Consider the following 25,420-nt stretch of genomic DNA (forward strand, 5'->3'; position numbering starts at 1 on the left):
TTATAGTTTGTATGAAGCCTTATAACTTGTGTTAATACTACCCTGCCGTATGTCCGCCTGCTGTACTTGCAGCTGCTTTACGGCCTGAGATCGCATACCAGATGAGTCCGATTGCTGTAGCGAGCAGCAGCAGCCCCTGCGCAGCCAGACTCTCTACCGTCGGATAAATGCCGAAGAAGCTGATCACGGGGAATCCGAAAATTGAGGTTGCGCTGACCATCATCCCGGCCTGCAGCTCCGTCACCGCTTCGCCGGCGAAGACAAAGGCCAGATAGTACATCAGGATGCTTGTTCCGATGAAGAAAGGCTTCAGCGGAATACGCAAGCTGCCGTAACGGATAATGAGGAACACAGCCACGAGCGCCACAGCTCCGGCCAGGAAGCCAAGCCCGATCATGCTGATGCCTGCACTGTCTTGTCCGCTCACCAGAGCCTGATAGAACAATACGGTCTCTGCACCCTCTCTATATACAGCCAGGAAGGCAGCGAACCACAAAGTCATGGTGTTACCCGTAGTTAATGAAGTCTGTATCTTGCCTTCAATATAATTCTTCCAGCGCTTCGCATCCGCTTTGCCGATCAGCCAGAAGCTCATCGAGAACAGCACCGCCACCGCAATCAGCATCGTAATTCCTTCCAGGTTCTCCTGGCTGGCCCCGCTGATATTGAATAAATATTTCAGGCCGATGGCCGTCAGCACGCTTGCCCCCAGCGCTACTAAAGTGCTCTGATAGATGATTCTGACCTTCTGGGCGTTGCCTGACTTAATCAGATATGCGATGATTGCGGCGATAACCAGTATCGCTTCAATGCCTTCTCTGAGGATAATTACCAGCGAGGATAAGAAAATCCCCCACGGGCTGCTGCTGGACTTGCTAAGTGCAGCCGCATCCTCACGGAGCATGTCCACCAGCTCTGCCATCTGCTGCTTCACTTCAGCCTTAGACGCTCCGGCCGTCATCGACTTCCGGATCAGGCGGAACTCCTCTTCAATGATGGCATTGCGTTTGGAGGAGATGCTGAATTTCACCGCCTTCTCCATCTGCCCGCTCTCATAAGGCCCGTAGTAGGCATCGTTCACCTGGTTCTTCGCCTCTGTGAGATCACCCTGCTCGTAGGTCTTAAGCGCCTGCTGCAAGGTATCTTCTATCTGGTCTACTACCTTGCGCCAATTGGCATCTGCAGCCTGTGCCTGTCCAGGCATAATCCACAACAGCAGCAGGATAATTACCAGCCCTTTACTCCATAATTGCCTGCGCAACCCGGTCCCCCCTTTTCTCTGAAACATAAACCTGCTATGCTATGGCAGGTAATTGATAATGATTATCATCTTCATTCTACAGGCTTTATTGTAAGAACTTTTTGCCGGGTGTTATGTGACATTTATCACACTATCTATATTTTTTTCAATTTTTTTGCCATATTTTCAATTTTCCAGAGCTATACTGCCGGAGACCGCACTGCTATAAAGCAGAAACAGGATGCCCTTTCTCTACTGGCGAGAAAAAGCATCCTGCACTCAAGACCTGTTATAGAATTGAATTTATCACTTCACGGAATCTGTTAACTCAGTGCATGTAGCGCCGCCGGAACAAGCTGACTCCCAGCAGGAAATAGCCTGCTGACAGCAGAACAAGCACAGTCAGCTCCGGCAGAATATCGCTGAAGCCGGCGCTGCTGATCAATATTTTATTCATGGCACTCACTGCGTCAAGAGTCGGGATGAAGGTCAGCAGCTCGATCTCTTTGCCGAGCACCGTGAACAGCTTCACCGGCGGAACTTTGAAGAAGATTCCGGCCAGAAACATCATCGGCGTCACCACCACATTGCCGATGATGAAAGCCTCCAGTGAGGTTCGGCAGAAAGCGGCAATAATCAGGCCGATGCCGATAGCCGAGCAGGTAGCGATCAGGCTGACCAGATACGCGAGCATATACGAGCCTGAAGAAGAGAAGCCCAGTAAGCCGCTCGCTGCAAATACCATCGGCAGCATGACTGCCGCAAGCAGCAATTGAGACAGACTGACGCCTGCGCAGAATTCAAGTGCCCGGACTCTGGATAATATGATCCGCTGAATCGTCCGGTTCTCCAGCTCCCGGGTCACCACCATAGAGCTCAGAATCAACAGGAAAAAGACGGAGAATACCATTAATCCGGGAGCCATATTCTCGAACTCCGACCTTACCTGCACTTCTCCGGTATCCTCATAGAGGAGCTGTACCGGATTCTCGGCCGGACCGTTGCTCCAGACGAAATTATGTATGTAATTCTCCACAAAACTGCTGATAAAGCTGTATTCCAGCCGGGCGGAATTGCCCAGCAGCTTCAGCTGCGCCGGCGTGGCCGGACCGCCATGCCCGCTGCTGCGGAGTGATTCGCTGAACCCGGGCGGAATGTACAGATGGGCGTCAAACTCCCCTTTTCTTACCCCATCTAGCAGCTTATCCTGCTCATAGCGGACCTGAATGGTCTTGAACATCTGATTACCGTTCGGATATCTGCTGCCGGCAATTTGCTGTACCAGACTGCCGCCCAGCGTCCCCTGATCCTCATCCGATACCGCCAGTGAGTAGGTATAGAAGCCTTGCCCGAAGGCCAGGCCGAAAATGACGATAAACAGAACCGGCGACAGAATGGTCAGGATAACCGCCTTATAGTCCCGGAACTGCTCGAGCATGCTTTTTTTGAATACAGCCCATATCCTCATTCCCGCAGACTCCTTCCGGTCAGCTTGATGAACACATCCTCCAGCGTGCTCTGCCTTAATGTGAAGGTCAGCGGATTTCCGTACAGGGAGTTCAATTGGTCCAGAATGCGCGGAACGGCCCCGGCCAGGTGACTGCCGGTAATGGAGATACTCCGGTCCGTGAATTGCACAGCATACCCCGGTGAATTCAATAGTGCAGTCTGCTGTATCTGCTCCGGATAGTAGATATCCAGCGTTTCCTCGGGCGCAATCATCTGCTGAAGCGCAGCCGGCGTGCCGCAGACAAGCACTTGTCCTTTGTCCATTACTGCCACTCTGGAGGACAAGCGCTCCGCCTCATCCATATTATGTGTTGTAAGCAGTACTGTTCCCGTTTCCGAGAGCGTCTTGATGAATTCTCTGACCAGTACCCTGCTCTGCGGATCAAGTCCAGCCTCCGGTTCATCCAGAATGATAAGCTCCGGATGATGAATGACTGACAGAATCATATGCAGCCGTCTCTGCATGCCTCCGGATAAATTCTTCGCCAGTACCTTGCGCTTCTCCGCAAGCCCGACCTGCTCCAGCAGCAGAGCTGCGCGTTGCTTGAGCCGCTTCCGGTCCATCCTGTACATATCTCCGGCAAAATAAAGCTGTTCCTCGCAGGTTAACAGCGGCCACAGCTGCTTCTCCTGATGGCAGACGCCGATTCTGCTGCTCCATGAGCGGCTGCCGCGAACAGGGCTGCCGTTCATTTCAATGCTCCCGTGATCCGGCTCCAGTATGCCGGCGATCAGATTAATCGCTGTTGTCTTGCCTGCGCCGTTCGGGCCGAGCAGGCTGAATATTTCGCCCCGCTTTACGCTAAAGGATAAACGGTCGACCGCTTTGAAGCGGCCGTAGCTTTTCTCCAGCGCCTTAAGTTCCAGTGCTGTTTCACTCACGCTCTCACTCCTGAATGGTTATCGTACAGCCTCATGCAAATTCAACAAATTTGCAATCATTGTTATATTATCCCATTTCAGCGGATGAGTCTGTGATCATATTCCCCCTAATACTACTGCTTATCTTCTGCAGGAATATCCGGCAGCAAAGGTCTTCCTTCCGGGTATGCACTTTGATTCTGCTGATCGCCGATCCATACTTGTCCGTCTTCGCCCGCTTCTTTTTTCCAGATGGGGACGATTTGCTTAATCCGGTCAATTACATATTCATTCGCTTCATATGCAGCTTTGCGGTGCGGGGAGGATACAGCGATGACAACGGCAATATCCGTAATCTCAAGCTTGCCGATCCGGTGCGTAACCGCCACCATCGTATCCGGCCAGCGCTCGCTCACCTCCTGCCCGATCCGCTCCAGCTGGGTTACAGCCATGAACGGATAAGCCTCATACTCAAGATATAAGGTCCGCTTCCCCTGTGTGAACTCCCGCACAGTGCCCAGGAACAGCGTAATCGCTCCGGCTTCTCTCCGCAGCACCTTATCGGATATCTCCTGGGGGATAATCGGCTTGTCTGTAATTTCAAATAATGAACTGCTCATGTGAGATCATCCCTTTCTGCCGGCTGTTGCAGCAGCCAAGCCTTGTATTGTTCCGGTGTATCTATATCTGCAGTGAAATGTCCGTGTATCCCGGCACCGGCCAGCTCATCCTTATCTACCCCAAGCCAGTGCATATAATCCAGTAATCCCGATAGCCGGTAATGCCCGGCTTCCAGCCTTTCCGTAATTCTGGGCAGCATCCGCTCCGGCCGGTAGATGCCATGAAGCATCTGGTGCTTGCCATGAATTACAGGCAGAACAGCATCATAACCGCCCTCCATCAGCCGGGTAAGCATCCACGAAGCTGCCGGGGCCGAGATATCCGGGCTGTCGCAGCCGACCACCCAGGCATATCCTTCTGTGCCAATCTCAGTGAAGGCGGCATGAAACCCGCTTAAAGGCCCATGCCCTGCATAGATGTCCGGAATGTAAGTGATCTCCGGCTGAAGCTCCTCCTGATAAGGGGAAGCATCGTTTGTAACCACAATGATCCTCCGGCAGAGGGTGTGCATTTCCTTGAGCTGCCGGTCAATGAACCGCTCCCCCTCGTAAGTCAAAAGCGCTTTGTTCTGTCCTTGCATCCGGGAGTTCCGCCCGCCTGCCAATATGATGCCTGTCAGCACAAGGTGCACCTCCCGTATCATTCAAGTTATAGCTTTAGTTATAGTTATAGTAACGACAAAGCCAGGGAGAGTATCTCCTGATCGGCAAGTGCCTGATTCTGCAGCTGCAGGACCGGGGCAGTATTCCCGCCGGGAGTTTTTGCTGCTAAACTGTCCAAATCTGCATTCGCCTCCCAGCTTAACCATAGGCGGATATCCGTTGCCTGCTCCCCGAGTGCAATCATCTCGTCTGTGCTGCGGATCAGGGCGATTTTGGGATAATGAGCAGATTTGAAGCCCTCGGCGATCAGCAGATCCGCCCTGCCATACATGGACCGGGCGATTTCATCCAGCGTTGTCCCGGACCTGCGCATAATTCTGGTAGCTGCCATCGAGGTCAGCACCGTTTCAACCGCACCATGCAAGAGATGCTTGCTGCTGTCCGTGTCCGGATCATCTAATTGAAACTCATGGGCATCATGCTTCGCCGACCCGGCACGTATCCCCCGCGAGGTTAGCGCGTCAATCAGACGGCAGGCAAGTGTTGTTTTGCCGCTATTCTTATATCCGATGATTTGCAATACAGGAACTGTACCTTGTGCTGCCTTATGATATACTTCTCCGGTCACGATACCACCTCATCCTCCTAGATCATACTATTCAATTATACCGCCAGCAAATGCAGCCCCCGCTTTGTGCTTCAAATCACCCGCATCCCTTCTCAAAAAAAAGTATAGTTAAGGAGTCTGGCATGCTCACATGTCATGATAACTAAGCGCAGGAGGTCTTCTATAATATGAAAAAATATATCCCTAACCAGCACGGCGCCTGGGCGATGCTCGTCCTCCCCTTTCTGCTCGGGGTTGCAGCATCCCGGGGGCAGTTCATACATATTCCGCTGTTTGTCTGCTGGCTGCTGATCTATTTATTCAGCTTTCCTCTGCTGCAGGGAGTGAAGACCAGGAAATTCAGCCGGTATGCCGGTCCCTTGAAGCTATACGGACTGCTGCTGATCCCATTCATTGTCTATCTGGTAATCGCCGAACCGGCTCTGCTGTGGTTTGTGCTGCCGCTCGTGCCGTTATTCGCTGTCAATCTCTACTATGCCAAAACCAAAAATGAACGCGCCTTATTTAATGACATTTCGGCCATCCTGGCCTTTTGCCTGATCCTTTATCCGGTCTTCTATGTCGGTCAGGGCGAGAGCTGGCGGACAGCGACCGAGCTGTTCCTGCTGGCGGTGCTGTACTTCACCGGAACTGCATTGTATGTCAAAACCGTCATCCGTGAGCGGAACAATATCCGCTTCTATTACGCCTCTGTGCTCTATCATCTGCTGGTTGCTGCAGCAGGACTGTTCCTGTTTCCGCCGCTGCTGGTTCCGCTGCTCATCCTGGCTGCCCGGGCAGCCATCCTGCCCAGGACCGGAATCTCGGCCAAACGTACCGGCATGATCGAAATCGGCTTCTCGATTATGCTCTATGTGTCGGTGCTTGTATTGTATTTCTAGGATAGCTGTAAAACTACGGGAAGCTCCTCCATCCGGATTGCCGGCAGAGGAGCTTCCCTTGTTGTCTTCGTGTCTATTCCACAATCATATCCTGATTGCTTGCTCCCGGCGGGACGATCGGATATACGTTGCCCTCCTCGGTAATATCAAATTCCATGACGACCAGGCCCTCTGTCTGCAGGGCAAGCCCTATAATTTGCTCCGCTTCAGTAAGCGTATGTGCCCGGAACCCGTGGGCGCCAAAGGACTTAGCCAGGGCGACGAAATCAGGTGAGCTGATCCGCACCGAGGAATAACGCTTGCCCAGGAACAGCTGCTGCCACTGTCTGACCATCCCCAGATATCCGTTCTTGAAGATGGCAACCTTAACATTCAGTCCATGATCAACAGCCGTCATGATCTCCTGCATATTCATCTGAAAGCTTCCGTCCCCCGTAATGCAGACCACATCACGGTCAGGATAAGCAACCGCGGCACCGATGGCTGCAGGCAGGCCGTACCCCATCGTGCCAAGCCCGCCGGAGGTCAGGAAGGACCGGGCTTCCGAGAATTCATAGTGCGTAGCCGTCCAGATCTGATGCTGTCCGACATCGGTGGCTATGATGGCATCACCCGCTGTAGCCTTTTGAATACACCGGATCACTTCCTGCGGGCTCAGCTTCAGCTCCTGTTCCCGTTTGGATGTGCCGGAGCGCCGGGACCAGGCGTCAAGCTGATCTTCCCATGCGGGATGAGCTGCTGTATGTACTTGTTCTTGTAATCCCCTGAGCATATCCCCGCAAGAGCCGGTAATCGCAAGCTCTACAGGGATATTCTTGCTGAGCTCCGAGGTATCCAGATCGACCTGGATTTTGTAAGAACCCGGGGAGAAAGCCTTCCGGTTACCTGTTACACGGTCGCTGAACCGCACACCAAGGCATAGCACAACATCTGCCTGCTGCAGCGCACGGTTAGCCGCCACGGTTCCATGCATCCCGGCCATACCCAGATGCAGGGGATGTGCAGACGGGAAAGCGCCGAGGCCCATCAGCGTGCTGGCTACAGGAAGGCTGTACTGCTCGGCGAACTTCCTTAAGCGGACGGGCGTATCGCCTTGCATGCAGCCTCCGCCGATCAGCACAAGCGGCCGTTCTGCCTTACTCAGCCGCTCTGCCGCCAGCCCGATATCGGCCGGGTCAATGGAGTGATACGGCTGGTACCCCCGGATGAATGGCGGCGAGTCTTGTGCGGCAGGCGGTTCCTCCGCGCTAAACTGCGCATTCATCACATTCTTCGGCAAATCGATCAGCACCGGACCGGGCCGTCCCGTTGTTGCCACATGGAAGGCCTCATTGATAATCCGGGGAAGCTCGGCAACGTCTCTGACGATATAATTGTGCTTCGTGACCGGCATCGTCATGCCGTAAATATCTACCTCCTGAAAGCTGTCCAGGCCTATAAGGTCGGTGGACACCTGCCCGGTGAATATAATTAACGGCACCGAATCCATGAAGGCTGTAGCAATTCCGGTCACAGCATTGGTTGCCCCCGGCCCGCTGGTAACGAGCGCTACACCCGGACGTCCGGTTGCTCTTGCGTATCCATCCGCAGCATGGACTGCAGCCTGCTCATGTCTGACCAGCACATGCTGAATCCTGTCACAATCATAGAGTGCATCATATAAAGGCAATACTGCGCCGCCGGGATATCCGAAGATAGTCTCGATGTTCTTCCCGGTCAGCATCTCAATTAACAGCTGTGCTCCGTTCATAAATACCTTTCGCCCTCCTGTTCTGTAAATGTGATTCCAGATTGCAGATCTCCAATCCGGCTCAATTAACAGCTGAGCCGGCTGCTGCCGCTTAACCGCCAATATAGGACATGCCGATCTTCTCCCTGTTCCCCGCGGTCTGTTCTGTCCGCTCATCGGAATACCGGTCCGCGCGCTGCTCCCATACGTTCCTAATGGCCGTAAGCAGCTCCCCGTCATCGGCTCCGCTGCGGATCATTGCCCGGAGATCATAACCTTCTGCAGCAAACAGGCAGGTGTACAATTTACCGTCAGAAGACAATCTGGCCCGTGTACAGGAGGAGCAGAACGATTCAGAGACAGAGGTTATAAACCCTATCTGCGCGTGACTGTCCCGGTACCGGTAACGCTGCGCAACCTCACCGAAGTAACTGTGCTCAAGGGCTTCCAGTGCAAAGCTGCGCTGGAGGCGCTCCAGTATTTCTTGTTTGGTCACGACTCTATCATAGCTCCAGCCATTGTCGTTGCCGGCATCCATGAACTCAATGAAGCGCAGCGTTATATTCTTCTCCTTGAAATAGGCCGCCATCGGTACAATCTCCGATTCATTTACCCCTCTTTGCACCACCATGTTCACCTTAACTTCGTAACCGGCTTCCACCGCATGATCAATATGCCGCAAAATTGTTCCGGGCTTGTACCCCCGCCCGTTCATTCTGCCGAACAGCTCAGGCTCCAGGGCATCCAGGCTGACATTCAGCCTGCGGAGGCCCGCAGCATACAGAGGCGCCGCCTGCCGGCCAAGCATGGCCCCGTTCGTCGTAAGCCCCATATCTTCCACACCATCGATAGCCCGGATTCCGGCAACCAGTTCAGGCAGATTACTCCGCAGCAGCGGCTCGCCGCCGGTCAGGCGGATTTTACTTACGCCAAGCGAGACGAACAGCCTTGTTAAGCGGAGGATCTCGTCGAAGGTAAGCTGCTCGCTGGCCGGAAGGAACGCATAATCATCTCCGAACAACTCCTTCGGCATGCAGTAGGTACAGCGGAAATTACAGCGGTCCGTTACCGAAATCCGCAAATCATGAATCGGCCGCCGCAGCTGATCCTGTAACGGATGAGCATTCATATGATCTTCCTCCTCTCCGGGCAGGCTTACAGCCCCCATTCTTCCACTCCTTCTTCAACACCCAGCAGCAGGACGTCAACCCGGTCGCCCGCAGCATACCCCCGGGTCCCGCCCGGCAGCACGATCAGCGAGTTCCCGCGGGCGATTGAAGATACTGCATTGGACTTGTTGAAGCCTGCGGAACGCACCGAGGTGCCGTCATAGACCGCCCGGATAAACCGGGTGAACGGATTGGCCTTCGGAATATCCTCGGCCAGTACAGCTGTCGTCCGCGGCAGGTAAAGTTTATCCGCCCCCATCATCTTGAGCAGGGCAGGCCTTACAAACAGCTCGAATCCCGTGAAGCAAGCTGACGGATTACCGGACAGTCCGAACAAGTAAGTGTCCCCGGCAACCGCAACGGTGGTCACGCTGCCCGGGCGCATAGCCACCTTATTGAACAGCACATCGGCCCCGAGCCGCTTGTATATTTCCGGCAAAAAGTCATAATCGCCGACAGAGACGCCGCCCGTGGTAATCAGGCAATCCGTCTCTTCCATAGCCTTGCGGACCGTCAGCAGGCAGGCCTCCAGCTGGTCCGCTTCAGTATCGTATATCCGGCAGGGTATGCCCATGCGGGCAAGCTGGGCGAATATCATCGGCCCGTTGCTGTTGCGGATTTTCCCGGGTTCAAGCGGAGCCGTCACCTCCAGCAGCTCAGTCCCCGTAGATAATATACCTACGACCGGACGCTTTGCGGCCTGAACCTGCCCGTATCCAAAGGTGGCCAGCAGCGCTATGGTGCCTGGATGAATGAAGCTTCCGGCCGGTACAATCAGCTCACCTGAGGTCATATCCTCGCCCTGCAGGGACAGATTCTCCTGCGGGGCAAAAGTCTTGCGGATCGTGAACGTACGCCCCTCTTCCACGGCCTGTTCGAACATAACCACCGCATCTGCCCCGGCAGGCAATGCCGCACCCGTCATCAGCCTGACTGCTTCGAATGCACCAATGGTAACCTGCGACACTTCCCCGGCGCCGATATGATCGACAACCGTGAAGCTAATCCGGTGATCCCCTGAGGCACCAGCCGAATCTGCCGCAGCAATGGCATAGCCGTCATAGGGTGAACGGGTGAAATGCGGAACATCATGGGTAGCCGTCAGCGGCTCGGCCAAGATACGCCCGTAGCTCCCGGCGAGCGGTACGCTTTCTGAACCCGTATAGCCTGCTTGTTCAATTACCCGGAATACAGCTTCTGCTACAGATACCGGCTTTCTGCTCTTCTCCATCTTCATCTGCTCCTAACTCCTGCTGGACTGAACCCGGCTGATCCTCCGGTTATTTAAGTGTAATATCGCTGAATGTGCCGACATAACGGACAGCCTCGCCGGTCTCATCCTTCACCGCACTGATATTCAGCCACTGCAAATACTCTTCCCCGTTCTTGCGTTTATTCCAGATCTCACCCTGCCACATACCCTTCCCCTTGAGCTCGCTCCACATAATGCGGTAGAATTCCCCCGACTGGCGGCCGGACTTCAGAATACTGGGCTGCTTGCCAAGAACTTCATCCCCGGTATACCCGGTGAGCTTCGTGAAGGCCGGATTGACGGAATGGATCAGACCGGCTACATCCGTAACCATAATCCCTTGCCCGGTAGAATTGAACACTTCAGCGGTGAGGGCAAGCCTGCCCTGGAAGTACAGCCACACTACCAGCACCAGACTGGCCAGCGCCACCTGGGAGAGCAGCATGAACCCGATCGAATATTGCCCTGTAGCCCCGTAGATCACCGACAGCATAATAGGTGGAAAGAAACCGCCCAGACCGCCCATCATGGACACGATCCCGTTGGCAATCCCCGCCTGCTTATTGAAATATAGCGGAACCAGCTTGAATATAACCCCGTTACCGATTCCGGCACTAAAAGCTATGGCCAGGCAGCCCGCCGTATATAGGCCCATATCCGGCATAAACGCCAGGATGATTGCCGCAACGGTGTAAATACTGAAGGTGCCGATGAGCAGGAACAAAGGCTGGAACTTATCCGCCAGCCAGCCGCCTACCGGGCGGAAGAAGGTCGCAACGGCAATGAAGCCGGCGGTACGCATTCCGGCATCCACCTTTTCCAGTCCAAAATTCGATACCAGGAAGTTCGGTAGATAAATGGTAAAGGCCACGAAAGAACCAAAGGTAATGAAATAGAACAGGGAGAACAGCCAAAGCTTCTCATTCCTCGAAACGCTCTTGATTTGCTCGATAATCGGTGTCCGGAGCTTAGGCTCTTGACGGTCCCCGAAGAAGAAATTCAACACAATGAATACCAGCAGCAGAATCAGATACAGCTTCACTGCAACCTGCCAGCCGAAATGTGCAGCCACAATCGGTGCCGAGAAGGTCGTGACTGCTGTTCCGAGATTCCCGATCCCGTAGACCCCGTTGACCAGACCATGCTTCTCCTTCGGATAGTACTTCGGCAGAGAGGTCACGCCTACCGAGAATACAGCTCCGCCGATCCCCAGGAACAGGCCTCCAATAATCAAATGGGTTACGGTGGTCGCTTCACTGATGAAGTAGACCGGGAACAAAAGCAGAATAAAGCTGAACATAAAAATAATCCGCGCCCCCAGGATGTTCGCATAATACCCTAAAGGAATTCTTAGAATGGAGCCAAGCACGACCGGAATTGCCGTGACCATCGCCAGCCTGCCTTGAGGGATACTTATATCCTCAGAAATAAAAGGCATCAGGGAGGAGATAATCACCCATACCATAAATCCGGTGATCAAGTTTAGGGTTTGTAGCGGCAATTGCATTTTTTTAATCATTGGATTCACCTTTTCGCCGTTAGTCTTAATGGTCTATGTTAATTAATCCTGTACTCATTGTATCCGCCGGTCCCCCGGCACAGATATAGGGGAGCTCCCTGTCCCTGTCAGGGGAAACCCTGAAAATACCCCGGCAAGATGACACCTTGGCTGCAGGGGCTCAGGAGGCTTATCGCTCCAGGGTAAACGACCCCATTGTATATGAAAAACCGAATACAATGCGCAACAAAAAAGCCGCCCCCTTAGGAGCAGCCTGATCCTTGTCACGCATTGTCACGCATTGTCACGCATAGCCACATATGTTCACGCATCACTACGAATTGCTGCGCACCCGCACGCAACTCAAGTAATAAGCGTGTTCAGCTCCCGGCTTAACCGCTCTTTATCCTTCGGACTGAGCTGGGTCTCGGCCATCGGGAAGATTACAGTCTCTTCTTTGACAAAGTGGACCGTCAGCACCTCAAAGGCCTCCCCGGCATCCCGCACGGCTGCCCGGATATCCTCCAGGCCCATCTGCTCCGCACCGCCCTCAGTATGATGCAGGAAATGCCCGATATAGCCGTCAATCTCGCGGTGCTCTTCCTGGATGCCAACCAGCGGACCTTGCTCAAACCCGATATACCGGCCGAGCAGCGGGAAGAAATGCGCCTCTTCCTTACCGGTATGGTTCTTCAGCGGAACGCTAAACTCCACAACTGCCGTACGCAGCTTCTGCAGCTGGGTCCGGGCTTCTTCCAGCAGGATCTGCTCCTGTTCAAACCAGAGGACAATATTATGCCACTCCCCCATGAGAAAAGACAAGTAGCGGTGTTCGTTCTCCAGAATGCGCATGGCGGGCAGCGTAAACTTGAGCCCTGTATGTTCCGGCATACAGCTAACCTCCATTGGCCGGTCAGAAATCCAGCATTTTTTTTCTTAAAGCATATTCGACCAGCTCCGGCCGGCTTTTAAGGTTTAACTTCTCCATTATTTTGGCTTTGTGGGCCTCTACCGTCTTGACGGAAATAAACAGCTTCTCGGCTACTTCCTTATTCCCGTATCCCTTGGCAATAAGCGGCAGAATCTCCAGCTCCCGCTTCGAGAGCAGTTCGAACAAATCCTCTGTGCCGCCGGTTTTATCCTGCTTAATGAATTCACGGACCAGCGAGGTGGCCATCTTCGGATGGATATAGGTGCCGCCCTCATAGATCGTCCGGACCGCCAGCAGCAGCTCCTCATCCGGCGCACTCTTGAGTACATAACCGGAGGCCCCGTTCTTGAGTACATGGAAGAGGTATTCATCATCATCATGCATCGTCAGGATCAGGATTTTGGTATCCGGATAATCCTCTTTAATCTTGCCGGTCGCGGTCAGCCCGCTTTCTCCCGGAGGCATGCTTAAATCCATAATCAGAATATCGGGACGGAGTTTGGCAACCATCGTATAGGCTTCCCTGCCGTCTGCCGCCGCTCCGATCACCTCAATGTCATTCTGGAAATTGAGAATCATGGAGAAGCCGCTCCGCACGATCGCATGGTCGTCTGCAATGACGATTTTCATCAGAAGCTCCTTCCTTTCCCCGGACAGAACCTATCCTACCGGCACCTGTAAAATGATTGTTGTACCCCGGCCTATTTCTGAATCTACGCTGAAGGTGCCGCCCACCAGCTCCGCCCGCTCCTGCATGCCAAACAGGCCAAGTCCGGTTCCGCTGGGCTCATCACCCGGTTTGAAGCCGTTCCCTTCGTCCTCAATCATCAGCCGCAGCAGACCCTCATTTTCTGTTAGGGTTACTTTAACCCGGTCCACCTGGGCATACTTGAGCGCATTCAGCACAGCTTCCTGGCACACGCGGTACATTACCGTTTCAATCTCACTCCCGTACCGTTTCTCGGACAGCCGGGACTCGTAATCAATGACCAGACCGTAGGTCTGCTCAATCCGCTTGAAGTGTGACCGGAACGCCGCCTCCAGTCCGAAATCATCCAGCGCAGCCGGCCTGAGCTCCACTGAAAGATTACGGATATCACTCAGCAGCCTGGTCATGGATACCTCGGTCTGCTTTACCTTTTTGAGCAAATCTTCATCAGCCGTCATATATTTCAGCACACGCAGATCAATTACAGCACTCATCAGCTCTTGGGCAACACTGTCATGCAGCTCACGGGAAATGCGCTTGCGTTCATTCTCCTGGGCTTCAATAATATGCTTCATCATCTTGTTCTGGTAGAACTTCTCCTGGGTCTTGAACTGCCTGGTCAGATCCCTGAGCATAAACACTCTGATGCCATTCTCTTCATCTATGGTGTGAAAGGTCGCTGCATAAGGCACGATTCCCTTCTCCTTCGTCTCCAGATAAACCTGATAAGAGGTAAATTCCTCCGAGTCCGGTGTGTGAAAATAACAGTTCAGGCAGGTCCGGAGCTCCGTCTCACTCGTGTACCCCCGGCAGGTCCCGCATAACGCTTCGGGATTTCCCTGATACAGCTGCTTCAGAATATCCTTATCGACGATACTCTCGGCAGCCGAATTCATTGCCAGGGCTTTCCCCTGCCGGTCAAAAAAGAACATCGCCTCCGAGCTGTTCTCGAACAGCTTCGTCATGAGCCTACTCCGCAGATCCGTTTCGGGTATCATCAACTGAGCAACAATTCCTTCCCGTTCAAGTCTCCAATGCCCCTGCGTGCTGCCGCTTCCAGGTCTCTCAGCATATCAGCGGTTACCTGCCGTTCTCCCCTGAAGCCGCCAAGCAGCACACCCGCGACACGGGCATCATTCCACACCGGTACAGCACCAATGCTGTTCAAGCTCTCCATCTTGGTAATGGGATAATTGAACAAGGCATCTGGCTTCACATCGGTCACTATTGAAGGGATTAAGAACGGCTTGCCGGTCTTGAACACAATCCCGGCAATCCCTCTGCCTGATTGAAGCACAATCCGCTTATAACGCTCATTCGTATTCCCAGAGGCGTATTTCCACCGGATGACGTAATCATATTCCGCCGGTTCTGCCACAGCCAGCGAGATGAAGTCGTATCCTAAATCTGCACGGATCCGGTCAAGCCGGGTCTGGTAATCCACCTTATGGTTCATCGTTTTCTCTCCTCAGCCAGAACAGGGAAAGAGTCCGCGCTGTTCTTTCCGTTAATTCGATTTATTCCTTCTGTATAGGATATAACTTCTACCTATATAATTCAACGGAACGCTCCAGACGTGGACCAGCCGGGTGAACGGCCAAAAGGCAAAGATCGCGAAGCCGGACAATATGTGCAGCTTGAAGGAGAACGGCACATCACTCATCAGTGACGGATCCGGGCGGAACATGAACAGCCCGCGGAACCAGACGGAAATCGTATCGCGGTAGTCAAACTCAGGCTGTACGGCATTCGTAACAATCGTAGAGTACATGCCCATAAACACGATGAACAGCAGCAGGGAGTTAACAATGAGGTCCGATGCGCTGCTCAGCCGGCGGACATTCTTCAGCGTAAAGCGCCGCGAGGTCAGGATCAGCATCCCGAGCAGCGTAGCTGCGCCGAAGACTCCTCCGATATATACTGCGCCGATATGGTAGATATGATCGCTTACGCCAACGGCCTCAAGCCATGATTTCGGCACAGCCAGCCCGCCGATATGGCCCATAATAACCGGCATAATACCGAGATGGAACAGAATGCTGCCGAATTTCAGCTGTTTTTTCTCAATAAATTCACTGGATTTGGCCGTCCAATTGAACTGATCCTTGCGGTAACGCACAATATGGCCGCCGATGAACACCACCAGACACATATAGGGAAAAATAACCCATAAAAACTGACTAAGCATATTCATTTAACTCAGGGCCTCCTGTTCAGCGCAAACCTTAAAGGTCTCACGCAACCCCTTAACCAGATGGAAATAGGGACTTTCGTTTCGTTCCAGCGCCTTGAGCAGATGATACGTGCCATCCTCCAGAATGGCAATCAGCATCCGGAAATTCTCCGGTGCCCCCGGGACATCCAGCCACTCCGCGGCGTATATAAATTCACACATCAGCGGCAAATAATCCGGCAGCTCGCCTTCCGGCATTGCAAGGCCAAACATCTCATAGAGAAGCTTCAGCTTGGCGAGCATCTGCCCGCGTTCCTTGGCATCCTCAAATTTGAAATAGGTCATATACAGCGCACAGTCCTTCTGAAAATCAAAGGTGGCGGCATAGTTCTCCTGAATCTCATCCAGGCTGAAGCGCTGCATCTGCTCCCAATAGGCATGCACATGGGCATAACCGGGATGAGCGCTGTCAAACGCCTCCTCCAGAAAAGCCGGATGGAAATCCAGCTTCTCCGGGTACATGAGCTGCAGGGCAAAATATCCGAAGGATTGCTTATATTGATGCAGCTTGATCAGATCAATCACGCCAAATCCCCCCGTAGAAATTCTCCTCATACATTTCCTTGCCGGTCTTCGTTGCTTCGCCAATTGAGCTGGCTGGTCCGCAGCCGTCACAGCCGGAGCCGAAGCTCCCCATATCGCCCATGGTATTGCCGTAACCCGCTGAGCCTTGTGCACGGTAAGGATTCATATGCTGCTCTTTGTGGGAGGTCGGGATCACGAACCGGTCTTCATATTTGGCGATGGCGAGCAGCCGGTACATCTCTTCAGTCTGCTGGGCAGTCATGCCGACACGCTCAAGCCGGGTAAGATCAAATTCCTGGCCGGTGGACTGGGCGCGCATATAAGAGCGCATCATCGCCATCCGCTGCAGTGCTTCTTTGACAGTCTGCGTATCGCCTGCAGTCAGCATGTTCGCCAGATACTGGACCGGTGTGCGCATCTCTTCGATCGCCGGGAAAATCATATCCGGATTCTTCAGTGAATCCTTGCCTTCGAAATAGTTCATGATCGGGCTAAGCGGCGGCACATACCATACCATCGGCAGGGTCCGGTATTCCGGGTGAAGCGGGAATGCCAGCTTGTGCTCGATGGCCAGCTTGTAGACCGGCGAGTTCTGGGCAGCCTCCAGCCAGTCCTCGGAGATCCCGTCTTTGCGCGCCTGGGCTCTGACTTCCGGATCATGCGGATTCAGGAACAAATCGCATTGCGCTTTGTACAGGTCCTTCTCATCCGGGGTGGATGCCGCCTCCAGCACTTTGTCGGCGTCATACAGCAAAACGCCGAGATAGCGGATCCGGCCGGTACAGGTCTCGGAGCATACTGTCGGCAAGCCTGCCTCTACACGCGGGAAGCAGAAGGTGCATTTCTCCGCTTTGTTGGTCTGCCAGTTGAAGTACACCTTCTTATACGGACAGCCGGTCATGCAGTATCTCCAGCCGCGGCAGGCTTCCTGATCCACCAGGACAATCCCGTCCTCATCCCGTTTGTACATCGCTCCCGAAGGACAGGAGGCAACGCAGCTCGGGTTCAGGCAGTGTTCACAGAGGCGCGGCAGATAGATCATGAAGGATTTCTCGAAGTTGAATTTGATCTCTTCCTCGATCTTCTGGATGTTCGGGTCCAGCGGGCCCGTCACATGTGCACCGGCCAGATCATCCTCCCAGTTCGGACCCCATTCCAGGTCCATCTTCTCGCCGGTTACTGCAGAGTGAGCCCGGGCTACCGGAGAGTGCTTCTGCTCCCCGGCATTCGTCAGATGCTCATAGTTGTAGGTCCACGGCTCATAGTAATCCTTCATTTCCGGCATATCCGGGTTGTAGAAGATTTTGCCGAGTGCAATCTTGGACAGCTTGTTGCCGGATTTCAGCTCCAGCTTCCCTTTGCGCAGCTGCCAGCCGCCCTTGTAGAGCTCCTGGTCTTCCCAGCGCTTCGGGTAACCGATGCCCGGCTTCGTCTCCACGTTATTGAACCACATATATTCTGCACCTTTGCGGTTCGTCCAGGTCGTCTTGCAGGTCACGCTGCAGGTGTGGCAGCCGATGCATTTATCCAGATTCATTACCATTGCGACTTGCGCTTTAATTTTCAAGCCAGTTAACCTCCTTCATTTTGCGGACGGCTACGTAGACATCACGCTGGTTGCCGATTGGACCATAGTAGTTGAAACCATAGCTGAGCTGTGCGTATCCGCCGACCATTTGGGTAGGCTTCAAGTGAATCCGGGTAGGCGCATTATGGCTTCCGCCGCGCGTATCCGTAATTTCGGAGCCCGGAACCTGAATGTGCTTGTCCTGGGCATGGTACATGAACATGGTGCCTCTCGGCATCCGGTGGCTGACTACCGCGCGGGCAGTCACGACACCATTACGGTTATAGACCTCAAGCCAGTCATTATCGGCAATATGATGAGCCGCAGCATCCTCATTATTGATCCACACGGTTGGACCGCCGCGGAACAGAGTCAGCATGTGCTGGTTATCCTGATAGGTCGAGTGAATATTCCATTTGCCGTGCGGCGTCAGGTATCTCAGAACCAGAGAATCGGTTCCGCCCTTTACCGCCTTGTCGCGCGGCCCGAAGACCATCGGCGGCAGGGTCGGCTTGTAGACCGGCAGCGCTTCGCCGAACTGCTGGAAGATTTCATGGTCAATATAGAAATGCTGTCTTCCTGTCAGCGTACGGAACGGAACGAGGCGTTCAATGTTTGTCGTGAACGGTGAATACCGCCGCCCCTGCTTGTTCGAGCCGCTGAATACCGGAGTCGGAATGACTTCGCGCGGCTGTGCCGTAATGCTCTGGAACGTAATCTTCTCTGCTGCCCGGTCTGCCGAAATATCCCGCAGCTGTACCCCGTGATCCTTCTCGGCAGATTCATAGGCCTTCTGCGATACACGGCCGTTAGTCGCTGAGGACAGATGCAGAATCGTATCCGCCGCCTGGCGGGCGGTCTGCAGCTTCGGCAGGCCATTCCGGAAGGAATCATCGTGATACACTCCGCTGATCTTCTTGAGTTCCTCATATTCTTCGGCAACCGAGAAGCTGACACCGTGCGCACCTGCTTTACCGGTTGCAAGATTCGGTCCGAGTGAAGTGTATTTGTCGTGAATTCGGGTGTAATCCCGCTCGACGATGGTAAAGTTCGGCATGGTTTTACCCGGAATTGCCGGCACTTCGCCCTTGGTCCAGTCTTTAACGAGACCCATCGGCTGTGAGATTTCACTGACTGAGTCATGGCCGAGCGGTGACATCACAACATCCTTGTAGACACCAGGCAGATGAGCTTTCGCCATTTCAGAGAAGACCTCTGACAGCTGGCGGTAAATATCCCAGTCTGCACGGGATTCCCACAGCGGATTCACGGCCGGATTAAACGGATGGACAAACGGATGCATGTCGGTGGACGACAGATCTGTTTTCTCATACCAGGTTGCCGCCGGCAGCACGATGTCCGCATAGAGCGGCGTAGTCGTCATCCGGAAATCCAGAGCCACCATCAGGTCGAGCTTGCCTTCCACATCCTCCCGCCAGACGATCTCCTCCGGCTTCTGCTCCTCATTCGGCTCAGCCAGCAGGCCGTCGGAAGCTCCAAGCAAATGCTTCATGAAGTATTCCTGGCCTTTAGCTGAGCTTGAGATCAGGTTCGAGCGCCAGATAAACAGGGAACGCGGGAAGTTCTCCGGAGCGCCTGGATCTTCCACGGCAAAGCGTGTTTTGCGTGAAGTGATCTCTTCTACGGCGTGACTGATAATCTCCGCATTACTCTTCTTGCCCTGCTGTGCCGCTTCCTCCGCGAACAGCAGACTGTTCTTGTTAAATTGCGGGAAGGACGGCAGCCAGCCGAGGCGTGCAGCGAGTACGTTGTAGTCAGCCGGATGCTGGTAAGCCACATCTCCGCCGGTCGGCGATTTCAGCGAATCGGTACCGCCCTCCTCGTAACGCCATTGCTCTGTTGCGAAATAGAAGAAGGAAGTCGCATTCTGCTGGCGCGCCGGTCCCTGCCAGTCCTTGGCAAAGGCCACAGTGGACCAGCCTTCAATCGGACGGCATTTCTCCTGGCCGACATAGTGCGCCCAACCGCCGCCGTTCACTCCCTGCGAAGCGGTCAGCACCACCAGATTCAGAATGGAGCGGTAGATCGTATCACTGTTGAACCAGTGGTTAATCCCGGCCCCCATGATGATCATGGAGCGTCCGCCTGTATCGATTGAGTTCTGGGCAAATTCGCGCGCAATCTGCACCACGACGCTTGCCTTCACCGTTGTAATGCCCTCCTGCCAGGCAGGTGTATAGTGTGAGGAGGCATCCTCATACCCCTTGGCATTAAGCGGGCTTTCCTTACGGGTTACACCGTACTGGCTCATCATGAGATCATATACTGTTGCGACATAACGCTCGGTACCATCTGCAAGCGTCATCTTCCGGACCGGGATGATCCGTTTGAATGTGCCGTTGCCGGCATTATCGAAATACGGGAAGACGATTTCCGTCCACTCCTCCCCGTGGCCTCCGATGGTCAAGGCTGGCTCTACCTTGCTGCCGTCCTCCCGCTCAAGGATCAGGTTCCACTTCTTGCCTTCTTCCCAGCGCTGGCCCATAGTCCCGTTCGGAACCATGACCCTACCTGCAGCTTCGTCGAAGATGACCGGCTTCCAGTCCGAGTGGGGTGAAGTATCGCCAAGATCGCTCGCCCGCAGGAAACGTCCGGCCTTGAGGGAATCTTCATGGTGGTCAAGCATGATCAGGAAAGGCATATCGGTATATTGCTTGGCATAATTCAGGAACATCGGTTCCTGGCGTTCCTGGTAGAATTCCTGCAGGATTACATGTGTCATGGCCTGGGCCAGCGCTGCATCCGACCCCGGATTCGGAGCCAGCCAGTTGTCGGCGAATTTGACGTTCTCGGCGAGATCCGGTGCCACCGATACGACCTTGGTTCCCTTGTAACGCACTTCCGTCATAAAATGGGCATCCGGCGTCCGGGTCAGCGGTACGTTCGAGCCCCACATCATCAGGTATCCGGCGTTGTACCAGTCCGAGGATTCCGGCACATCCGTCTGCTCGCCCCAGATCTGCGGCGAAGCCGGAGGAAGATCGGCATACCAGTCGTAGAAGCTCAGCATTTGCCCGCCGAGGAGCGAGATGAACCGCGCACCCGATGCGTAGCTGACCATGGACATGGCCGGAATCGGAGTGAAGCCGGCAATCCGGTCAGGACCGTATTTGCGGATGGTATAGATCAGCTGCGCCGAGATCAGCCGCAGCGCATCATCCCAGGCTACCCGGATATGGCCGCCTTTTCCGCGTGCCTTTTTGTACTGGCTCGCCTTCTCAGGATCTTCAACGATACTGGCCCAGGCATCGATGTAATTGTCATGCTCCTTCAGCGCCGTCTGCCACAGCCGCCACAGCTTCCCTCGGATATAGGGGTATTTCACGCGCAGCGGACTGTATTCATACCACGAGAAGGTAGCTCCGCGGGGGCAGCCACGTGGTTCAAATTCCGGCATATCCGGCCCGCAGGAAGGATAGTCGATCTGCTGGTTCTCCCAGGTAATGATTCCGTTCTTCACAAACACCTTCCAGCTGCAGGAGCCTGTACAGTTGACTCCGTGGGTGGTGCGTACTACTTTATCGTGAGACCAGCGCTGGCGGTACATATTCTCCCAATCTCTGTTTTTCTCTTCAAGAATGGACCAGTTCCCGGAATAGCTTTCAACCGGTTTAAAAAAGTTAAGGCCGAATTTCTTCTTCATCTATCAAGAACGCTCCTTTCAAAACCATGCTATTAATATCATTATGGATCTACCGAGCCGCGCTTCCCATTAGGGAAACACCTATTGAACCTCGGGAATTCCCTCGATCTGCACAAAATGCCAAAAAGCCTTTCCCGCCAAGGGGAAAAGCTGCAGCCAAGCCGCCCATTCTGCTGCGGAGGGCACTTCATTAGGGACTTCCCTCTTTATTGTCCGGGGAACTCCTTAGCGGGAATTTCACTATAGTCCGGTGTGCTATAATCAGAAAAAAACGGGAGGATGAAGTCATATGTCAGGACCCTCACTACGCCAGCTGCATGCCCACCATGCCATTCATCAGGGCGGATATTCCGGCGCTGCAGCCAAGACGGAAGAAGTGGAAGAGCTGCTGGAAGCCAAGGAATTCGAAGTGGCGCGCCAGGCCGCCGAGCATCTGATTGAATATTGGGAGACACGGATTCTCAGCCATGCCGAGGCGGAGGAAGACGGATTCTATCAGGAAATGGAGAGCAAGAATCCAGACCTGCATAATGCAGTGATCCGGCTTACCCGGGATCATGATATTCTGCGGATTATCGTCCGGGATGTCAAAGCCATGCTTGCTGAAGAAGGCCTTACCGGCGAAGTACTGCAGCAGTTCCATGCACTGCTGATCGTGAATGCTATTCATAGCCGGGATGAGGAGCGTCTGTTGTTTGAAGGGGCTTAACCCGGGGCAGTCGGCACTAATGAAAAAAGCACACAGGCTGCCCTCCGGTCCTGACGGATCCGGGGAAGGCCTGTGTGCTTTTTAATGTAACATCAGCCATTCATATAATACACGGGCATGATTGTGTACAGGGTCTTTTGCCGCATAGACCAGTGTAACCTCCTGCTCCAGTACCCGCTCCCGGATTCCCGCAGCCAGGCTCCTGCGCACCGGGTCCTCCTCCAGTTCACGGATATACCGTTCACTGAATGCCGCAAACCGCTCCGGCTGATGGCCGAACCACCCGCGCAGCTCCGGGCTTGGAGCAATCTCCTTCATCCACTCGTCTATCGCAGCCTGCTGTTTCGAAACTCCGCGGGGCCACAGCCTGTCCACCAGTATCCGGTATCCGTCCTCCGCAGCCGCGGGCTCATAGATCCGCTTCAGGGATAAATAACAGGAACGCCCGGCCGGTTGCGGTTGCTGATCTGTATCTGCCAAGATATAGCCTCCTTCTAACAGAGTGTGTGGTGCGGCGCACAACAAACCAAAAATCCAAAGGGATGCTTCCCCTTGGATTTCGGTAACGCCGTAACAGATTGATATGGCTAATCAGACTTGTCAGGACCAAGGCCTGTTATTCACTGCGCAGTGCAGTAACCGGATCCTTCTTCGCTGCCATCTTGGCCGGAATTGCCCCGCCGAGCATCGTAAGCAGCACACTGATAATTCCCAGCGCAAGTGCATGCAGCGGATTCAGCTGGGCGACATTCTTCAGCTCGGTCAGATTGTAGAGAACCGCATTCACCGGAATGGTCAGCAGATAAGTAATTCCGATCCCCAGAAGTCCCGAGCAGGCCCCGATAATAAAGGTCTCGGCATTGAATACCCGTGTGATATCCTTCTTCCGGGCACCCAGTGCACGCAGCACGCCGATCTCTTTCGTCCGTTCCATAACGGAAATATAGGTAATGATCGCGATCATAATCAGAGAGACCACCAGGGAAATAGCTGCAAAAGCAATCAGCACCATCGTAATCCCGTCCATAATACCGCCGGAAATATTGGTCACAATCGCTGCCAGATCGGTGTACTGCACCTGATCCGCTTCAGCCTTGCCTTCATTCCATTTGTCCAGATAGGCATTCACCGATTCTTTAGCGCTGAAATCAATCGGGTAGAGCGACACAGCGCTTGGAATATCCGTCGCGCCAAGCGCAGCCAGCGCATCATCTTTGGTTACGGGAGCCATACCGGCTGATGCGGCCATTCCCGCATTCATAAGCGGTGAACCACCGCCCATTGCGCCAGCCGAACTCAAGCCGGCATCAGCAGCAGCCAACGGCTGCCCAGTCAGCACGTTATAATCCGCAGCCTCCTGTGCGAGTACAATTTCCGACTTCTGGGCATCCGCGATGAAGGTTGCGGCAAGCTCATCGGAGTATACCAGTCCCGGTGACAGTGTGGAGATCCGGGAGCCCTCTTGTCCGCGCAGTACACCCACGATATTAAGCGTCACTGCTTTAGGGCTGTTGTAGAGGTCGATCAGATTCGCAGCTGTTCCGTTTACAACGAACTGCTCACCATTTTTAACATAGTAATCATTGTTCATGACAAGCTTCAATTGCGTCCCGACCAGCTTGTTCAGATCAATACTGTCTGCTTTGTAATCAAGGCCCAGGGCATTTACAGCAGCATCTGTCAGACGGTTGTATTCATCCACGATGAGCACGAGATCCGTAGCTTCTGTAGGGTACTTCCCTTCGAGCAGATCATAGTATTGCTCCAGGTAACTTCCCGTCTCATTCCCCTGCTTGCTGGGATACGGGGATACGGTGATTTTGCTTTTATCGAGATTCGCAGCCTTCTCCCCGTCCGATACGAGCCAGTTCATATTCACAGTACGTGTATAAGATACCCCGTCAATCAGCTTAGGGTCGATTCCATCCAGATACTCAATGTATTCCTTGGTCAGCACATTCGTATGCATCGCTGAATTTACGGTTGGATCATAAGGATAAAGCTTTTTCTCCGCCGGATAGGAAGTAAGATCTGCTGTCTCCTGCCCTGGAGGGCCTGCATTCTGCAGATTGATCGCTGTCTGGTTAATGGAAATCGGGAAGTTGGAGAGCGCCCCGGTCTCGTAGGAGCTGATCTGTTTATCAAAGCCGTTCGAGAGCGACAGGATCAGGGCAATGCCGATAATACCGATACTTGAGGCAAAAGCGGTAAGTCCCGTGCGCCACTTCTTGGTCGCGATATTTTTACCGGATAATTTCAGTGCTGTGAAAAAGCTCATGCTCGTCTCTTTCAGCTTGTAGCTGCTTGAAGCCTTCTGTGTGGCCAGCGGATTGCTGTCCGAGATCGCATGACCATCCTTGAAGCGGATTACACGGTCGGCATAGCTCTCCGCCAGCTCCGGGTTATGGGTAACCATGATGACCAGCTTGTCTTCGGCAATGGTCTTGATCAGCTCCATGATCTGTTCACTGGTTTCGGTATCAAGGGCCCCTGTCGGCTCATCGGCCAGAATGATGTCCGGATTGTTGGCCAGCGCACGGGCGATGGCTACACGCTGCATCTGTCCGCCTGACAGCTGGTTCGGCTTCTTATGCACATGATCCTTAAGTCCGACCTTCTCCAGTACTTCAAGCGCCTTACGGTGCTTCTCGGCTGAGGATACCCCGCTGAGCGTCATCCCCATCTCTACGTTGTCTGTGATGCTGAGATGCGAAATCAGATTATAGCTTTGAAAAATAAAGCCGACACTATTGTTGCGGTAGGCGTCCCATTCACTGTCCTTGAATCGTTCAGTGGTCTGGCCGTTGATAATCAGCTCACCGCTGTCATACTGGTCAAGTCCGCCGATGATGTTCAGCAGCGTCGTTTTCCCCGATCCGCTTTGGCCCAGAATGGCGACGAACTCACTTTCCCTGAAATTGAGATTTACTTTATCCAGTGCAACCTGTGTAAATTCCCCGGTCTTGTAGCTCTTGGTGATGTTTTTTAATTGCAGCATTTGTCCAGTCTCCCTTTCCATCCCTGTAATCTGTATTCTCTCTGTACTGTTCCCGGCTTGCTGTACCCAGTATAACGGCCCAATGTAAACTAAA

22 protein-coding genes are annotated in these 25,420 nt (G+C 53.7%); 2 read left to right on the forward strand and 20 right to left on the reverse strand.

The genetic code is table 11. From position 1 onward, the window contains the following. Positions 1-37 precede the first annotated feature (37 nt). The 6 genes from LOS79_RS16635 to mobB form a co-directional block, all read right to left on the reverse strand. Positions 38-1,261 (reverse strand): FTR1 family iron permease, encoded by a 1,224-nt coding sequence (locus LOS79_RS16635; protein ID WP_315411044.1) that lies wholly within the window; start codon positions 1,259-1,261, stop codon positions 38-40. A gap of 307 nt (positions 1,262-1,568) precedes the next feature. After that, positions 1,569-2,708, reverse strand: a complete 1,140-nt coding sequence (locus LOS79_RS16640) for an ABC transporter permease (protein ID WP_315411046.1) — start codon at positions 2,706-2,708, stop codon at positions 1,569-1,571. Continuing rightward, positions 2,705-3,631 (reverse strand): ABC transporter ATP-binding protein, encoded by a 927-nt coding sequence (locus tag LOS79_RS16645; RefSeq protein WP_315411048.1) that lies wholly within the window; start codon positions 3,629-3,631, stop codon positions 2,705-2,707. Before LOS79_RS16645 ends, LOS79_RS16640 begins: the two co-directional genes overlap by 4 nt. A 113-nt stretch (positions 3,632-3,744) precedes the next feature. After that, complete coding sequence (locus tag LOS79_RS16650) at positions 3,745-4,230, reverse strand: molybdenum cofactor biosynthesis protein MoaE (protein ID WP_315411050.1); 486 nt, start codon at positions 4,228-4,230, stop codon at positions 3,745-3,747. Then, positions 4,227-4,853, reverse strand: a complete 627-nt coding sequence (locus tag LOS79_RS16655) for a molybdenum cofactor guanylyltransferase (RefSeq protein ID WP_315411051.1) — start codon at positions 4,851-4,853, stop codon at positions 4,227-4,229. The genes LOS79_RS16650 and LOS79_RS16655 overlap by 4 nt, the downstream gene beginning before the upstream one ends. 44 nt (positions 4,854-4,897) lie before the next feature. Beyond that, a complete protein-coding gene (mobB, locus tag LOS79_RS16660) occupies positions 4,898-5,461 on the reverse strand; it encodes a molybdopterin-guanine dinucleotide biosynthesis protein B (RefSeq protein WP_315411052.1) in 564 nt (187 codons plus the stop codon). A gap of 167 nt (positions 5,462-5,628) precedes the next feature. On the opposite strand from mobB, the gene LOS79_RS16665 reads away from it, so the two are divergent. Then, positions 5,629-6,342, forward strand: a complete 714-nt coding sequence (locus LOS79_RS16665) for a YwiC-like family protein (RefSeq protein WP_315411054.1) — start codon at positions 5,629-5,631, stop codon at positions 6,340-6,342. Positions 6,343-6,415: 73 nt separating this feature from the next. Here LOS79_RS16665 and ilvB read toward each other — a convergent pair whose 3' ends face one another. The 12 genes from ilvB to LOS79_RS16725 form a co-directional block, all read right to left on the reverse strand. Continuing rightward, on the reverse strand, positions 6,416-8,092 hold the full coding sequence (gene ilvB / locus LOS79_RS16670) for a biosynthetic-type acetolactate synthase large subunit (protein WP_315411056.1): 1,677 nt from the start codon (positions 8,090-8,092) through the stop codon (positions 6,416-6,418). Between the two features lie 91 nt (positions 8,093-8,183). After that, positions 8,184-9,200: a GTP 3',8-cyclase MoaA gene (gene moaA / locus LOS79_RS16675; protein ID WP_315422287.1), complete on the reverse strand. Its 1,017-nt coding sequence runs from the start codon at positions 9,198-9,200 to the stop codon at positions 8,184-8,186. 26 nt (positions 9,201-9,226) lie between these two features. Beyond that, the gene (gene glp / locus LOS79_RS16680; protein WP_315411058.1) at positions 9,227-10,471 is read right to left on the reverse strand and encodes a molybdopterin molybdotransferase MoeA; all 1,245 of its coding nucleotides are present in this window, start codon (positions 10,469-10,471) and stop codon (positions 9,227-9,229) included. A gap of 49 nt (positions 10,472-10,520) precedes the next feature. Beyond that, positions 10,521-12,011, reverse strand: a complete 1,491-nt coding sequence (locus LOS79_RS16685) for a nitrate/nitrite transporter (protein ID WP_315411059.1) — start codon at positions 12,009-12,011, stop codon at positions 10,521-10,523. Between the two features lie 342 nt (positions 12,012-12,353). Next, the gene (locus tag LOS79_RS16690; RefSeq protein ID WP_315411061.1) at positions 12,354-12,881 is read right to left on the reverse strand and encodes a hemerythrin domain-containing protein; all 528 of its coding nucleotides are present in this window, start codon (positions 12,879-12,881) and stop codon (positions 12,354-12,356) included. 22 nt (positions 12,882-12,903) lie between these two features. Beyond that, complete coding sequence (locus LOS79_RS16695; RefSeq protein ID WP_315411063.1) at positions 12,904-13,551, reverse strand: response regulator transcription factor; 648 nt, start codon at positions 13,549-13,551, stop codon at positions 12,904-12,906. A 30-nt stretch (positions 13,552-13,581) separates the two neighbouring features. Then, on the reverse strand, positions 13,582-14,595 hold the full coding sequence (locus tag LOS79_RS16700) for a sensor histidine kinase (protein ID WP_315411065.1): 1,014 nt from the start codon (positions 14,593-14,595) through the stop codon (positions 13,582-13,584). Between the two features lie 32 nt (positions 14,596-14,627). Beyond that, the gene (locus tag LOS79_RS16705; RefSeq protein WP_315411067.1) at positions 14,628-15,086 is read right to left on the reverse strand and encodes a GAF domain-containing protein; all 459 of its coding nucleotides are present in this window, start codon (positions 15,084-15,086) and stop codon (positions 14,628-14,630) included. 51 nt (positions 15,087-15,137) lie between these two features. Next, the gene (gene narI, locus LOS79_RS16710) at positions 15,138-15,824 is read right to left on the reverse strand and encodes a respiratory nitrate reductase subunit gamma (protein ID WP_315411069.1); all 687 of its coding nucleotides are present in this window, start codon (positions 15,822-15,824) and stop codon (positions 15,138-15,140) included. Then, positions 15,825-16,388: a nitrate reductase molybdenum cofactor assembly chaperone gene (gene narJ, locus LOS79_RS16715; RefSeq protein WP_315411071.1), complete on the reverse strand. Its 564-nt coding sequence runs from the start codon at positions 16,386-16,388 to the stop codon at positions 15,825-15,827. After that, positions 16,381-17,955 (reverse strand): nitrate reductase subunit beta, encoded by a 1,575-nt coding sequence (gene narH, locus LOS79_RS16720; RefSeq protein ID WP_315411073.1) that lies wholly within the window; start codon positions 17,953-17,955, stop codon positions 16,381-16,383. Before narH ends, narJ begins: the two co-directional genes overlap by 8 nt. After that, on the reverse strand, positions 17,945-21,619 hold the full coding sequence (locus tag LOS79_RS16725) for a nitrate reductase subunit alpha (protein ID WP_315411075.1): 3,675 nt from the start codon (positions 21,617-21,619) through the stop codon (positions 17,945-17,947). Before LOS79_RS16725 ends, narH begins: the two co-directional genes overlap by 11 nt. A gap of 289 nt (positions 21,620-21,908) precedes the next feature. Between LOS79_RS16725 and LOS79_RS16730 the strand changes: the two genes are divergently transcribed. Then, positions 21,909-22,328: a hemerythrin domain-containing protein gene (locus tag LOS79_RS16730; protein WP_315411077.1), complete on the forward strand. Its 420-nt coding sequence runs from the start codon at positions 21,909-21,911 to the stop codon at positions 22,326-22,328. An 81-nt stretch (positions 22,329-22,409) separates the two neighbouring features. Here the strand turns inward: LOS79_RS16730 and LOS79_RS16735 are convergent, their stop codons facing one another. Beyond that, complete coding sequence (locus LOS79_RS16735; protein ID WP_315411079.1) at positions 22,410-22,808, reverse strand: DUF488 domain-containing protein; 399 nt, start codon at positions 22,806-22,808, stop codon at positions 22,410-22,412. A gap of 136 nt (positions 22,809-22,944) precedes the next feature. Then, complete coding sequence (locus LOS79_RS16740) at positions 22,945-25,326, reverse strand: ABC transporter ATP-binding protein/permease (protein ID WP_315411080.1); 2,382 nt, start codon at positions 25,324-25,326, stop codon at positions 22,945-22,947. Positions 25,327-25,420: the final 94 nt, after the last annotated feature.

This window comes from Paenibacillus sp. MMS20-IR301 (assembly GCF_032302195.1).
Classification (GTDB): Bacteria; Bacillota; Bacilli; order Paenibacillales; family Paenibacillaceae; genus Paenibacillus_AQ.

Coding starts and splice junctions, on each gene's coding strand:
- LOS79_RS16685 (WP_315411059.1), bottom strand. CDS start 12,011: ATGATTAAAAAAATGCAATTGCCGCTACAAACCCTAAACTTGATCACC.
- LOS79_RS16740 (WP_315411080.1), bottom strand. CDS start 25,326: ATGCTGCAATTAAAAAACATCACCAAGAGCTACAAGACCGGGGAATTT.
- LOS79_RS16725 (WP_315411075.1), bottom strand. CDS start 21,619: ATGAAGAAGAAATTCGGCCTTAACTTTTTTAAACCGGTTGAAAGCTAT.
- LOS79_RS16705 (WP_315411067.1), bottom strand. CDS start 15,086: ATGAACCATAAGGTGGATTACCAGACCCGGCTTGACCGGATCCGTGCA.
- LOS79_RS16695 (WP_315411063.1), bottom strand. CDS start 13,551: ATGAAAATCGTCATTGCAGACGACCATGCGATCGTGCGGAGCGGCTTC.
- LOS79_RS16665 (WP_315411054.1), top strand. CDS start 5,629: ATGAAAAAATATATCCCTAACCAGCACGGCGCCTGGGCGATGCTCGTC.
- moaA (WP_315422287.1), bottom strand. CDS start 9,200: ATGAATGCTCATCCGTTACAGGATCAGCTGCGGCGGCCGATTCATGAT.
- narI (WP_315411069.1), bottom strand. CDS start 15,824: ATGAATATGCTTAGTCAGTTTTTATGGGTTATTTTTCCCTATATGTGT.
- ilvB (WP_315411056.1), bottom strand. CDS start 8,092: ATGAACGGAGCACAGCTGTTAATTGAGATGCTGACCGGGAAGAACATC.
- LOS79_RS16730 (WP_315411077.1), top strand. CDS start 21,909: ATGTCAGGACCCTCACTACGCCAGCTGCATGCCCACCATGCCATTCAT.
- LOS79_RS16650 (WP_315411050.1), bottom strand. CDS start 4,230: ATGAGCAGTTCATTATTTGAAATTACAGACAAGCCGATTATCCCCCAG.
- glp (WP_315411058.1), bottom strand. CDS start 10,471: ATGGAGAAGAGCAGAAAGCCGGTATCTGTAGCAGAAGCTGTATTCCGG.
- LOS79_RS16640 (WP_315411046.1), bottom strand. CDS start 2,708: ATGAGGATATGGGCTGTATTCAAAAAAAGCATGCTCGAGCAGTTCCGG.
- LOS79_RS16690 (WP_315411061.1), bottom strand. CDS start 12,881: ATGCCGGAACATACAGGGCTCAAGTTTACGCTGCCCGCCATGCGCATT.
- LOS79_RS16700 (WP_315411065.1), bottom strand. CDS start 14,595: ATGACGAAGCTGTTCGAGAACAGCTCGGAGGCGATGTTCTTTTTTGAC.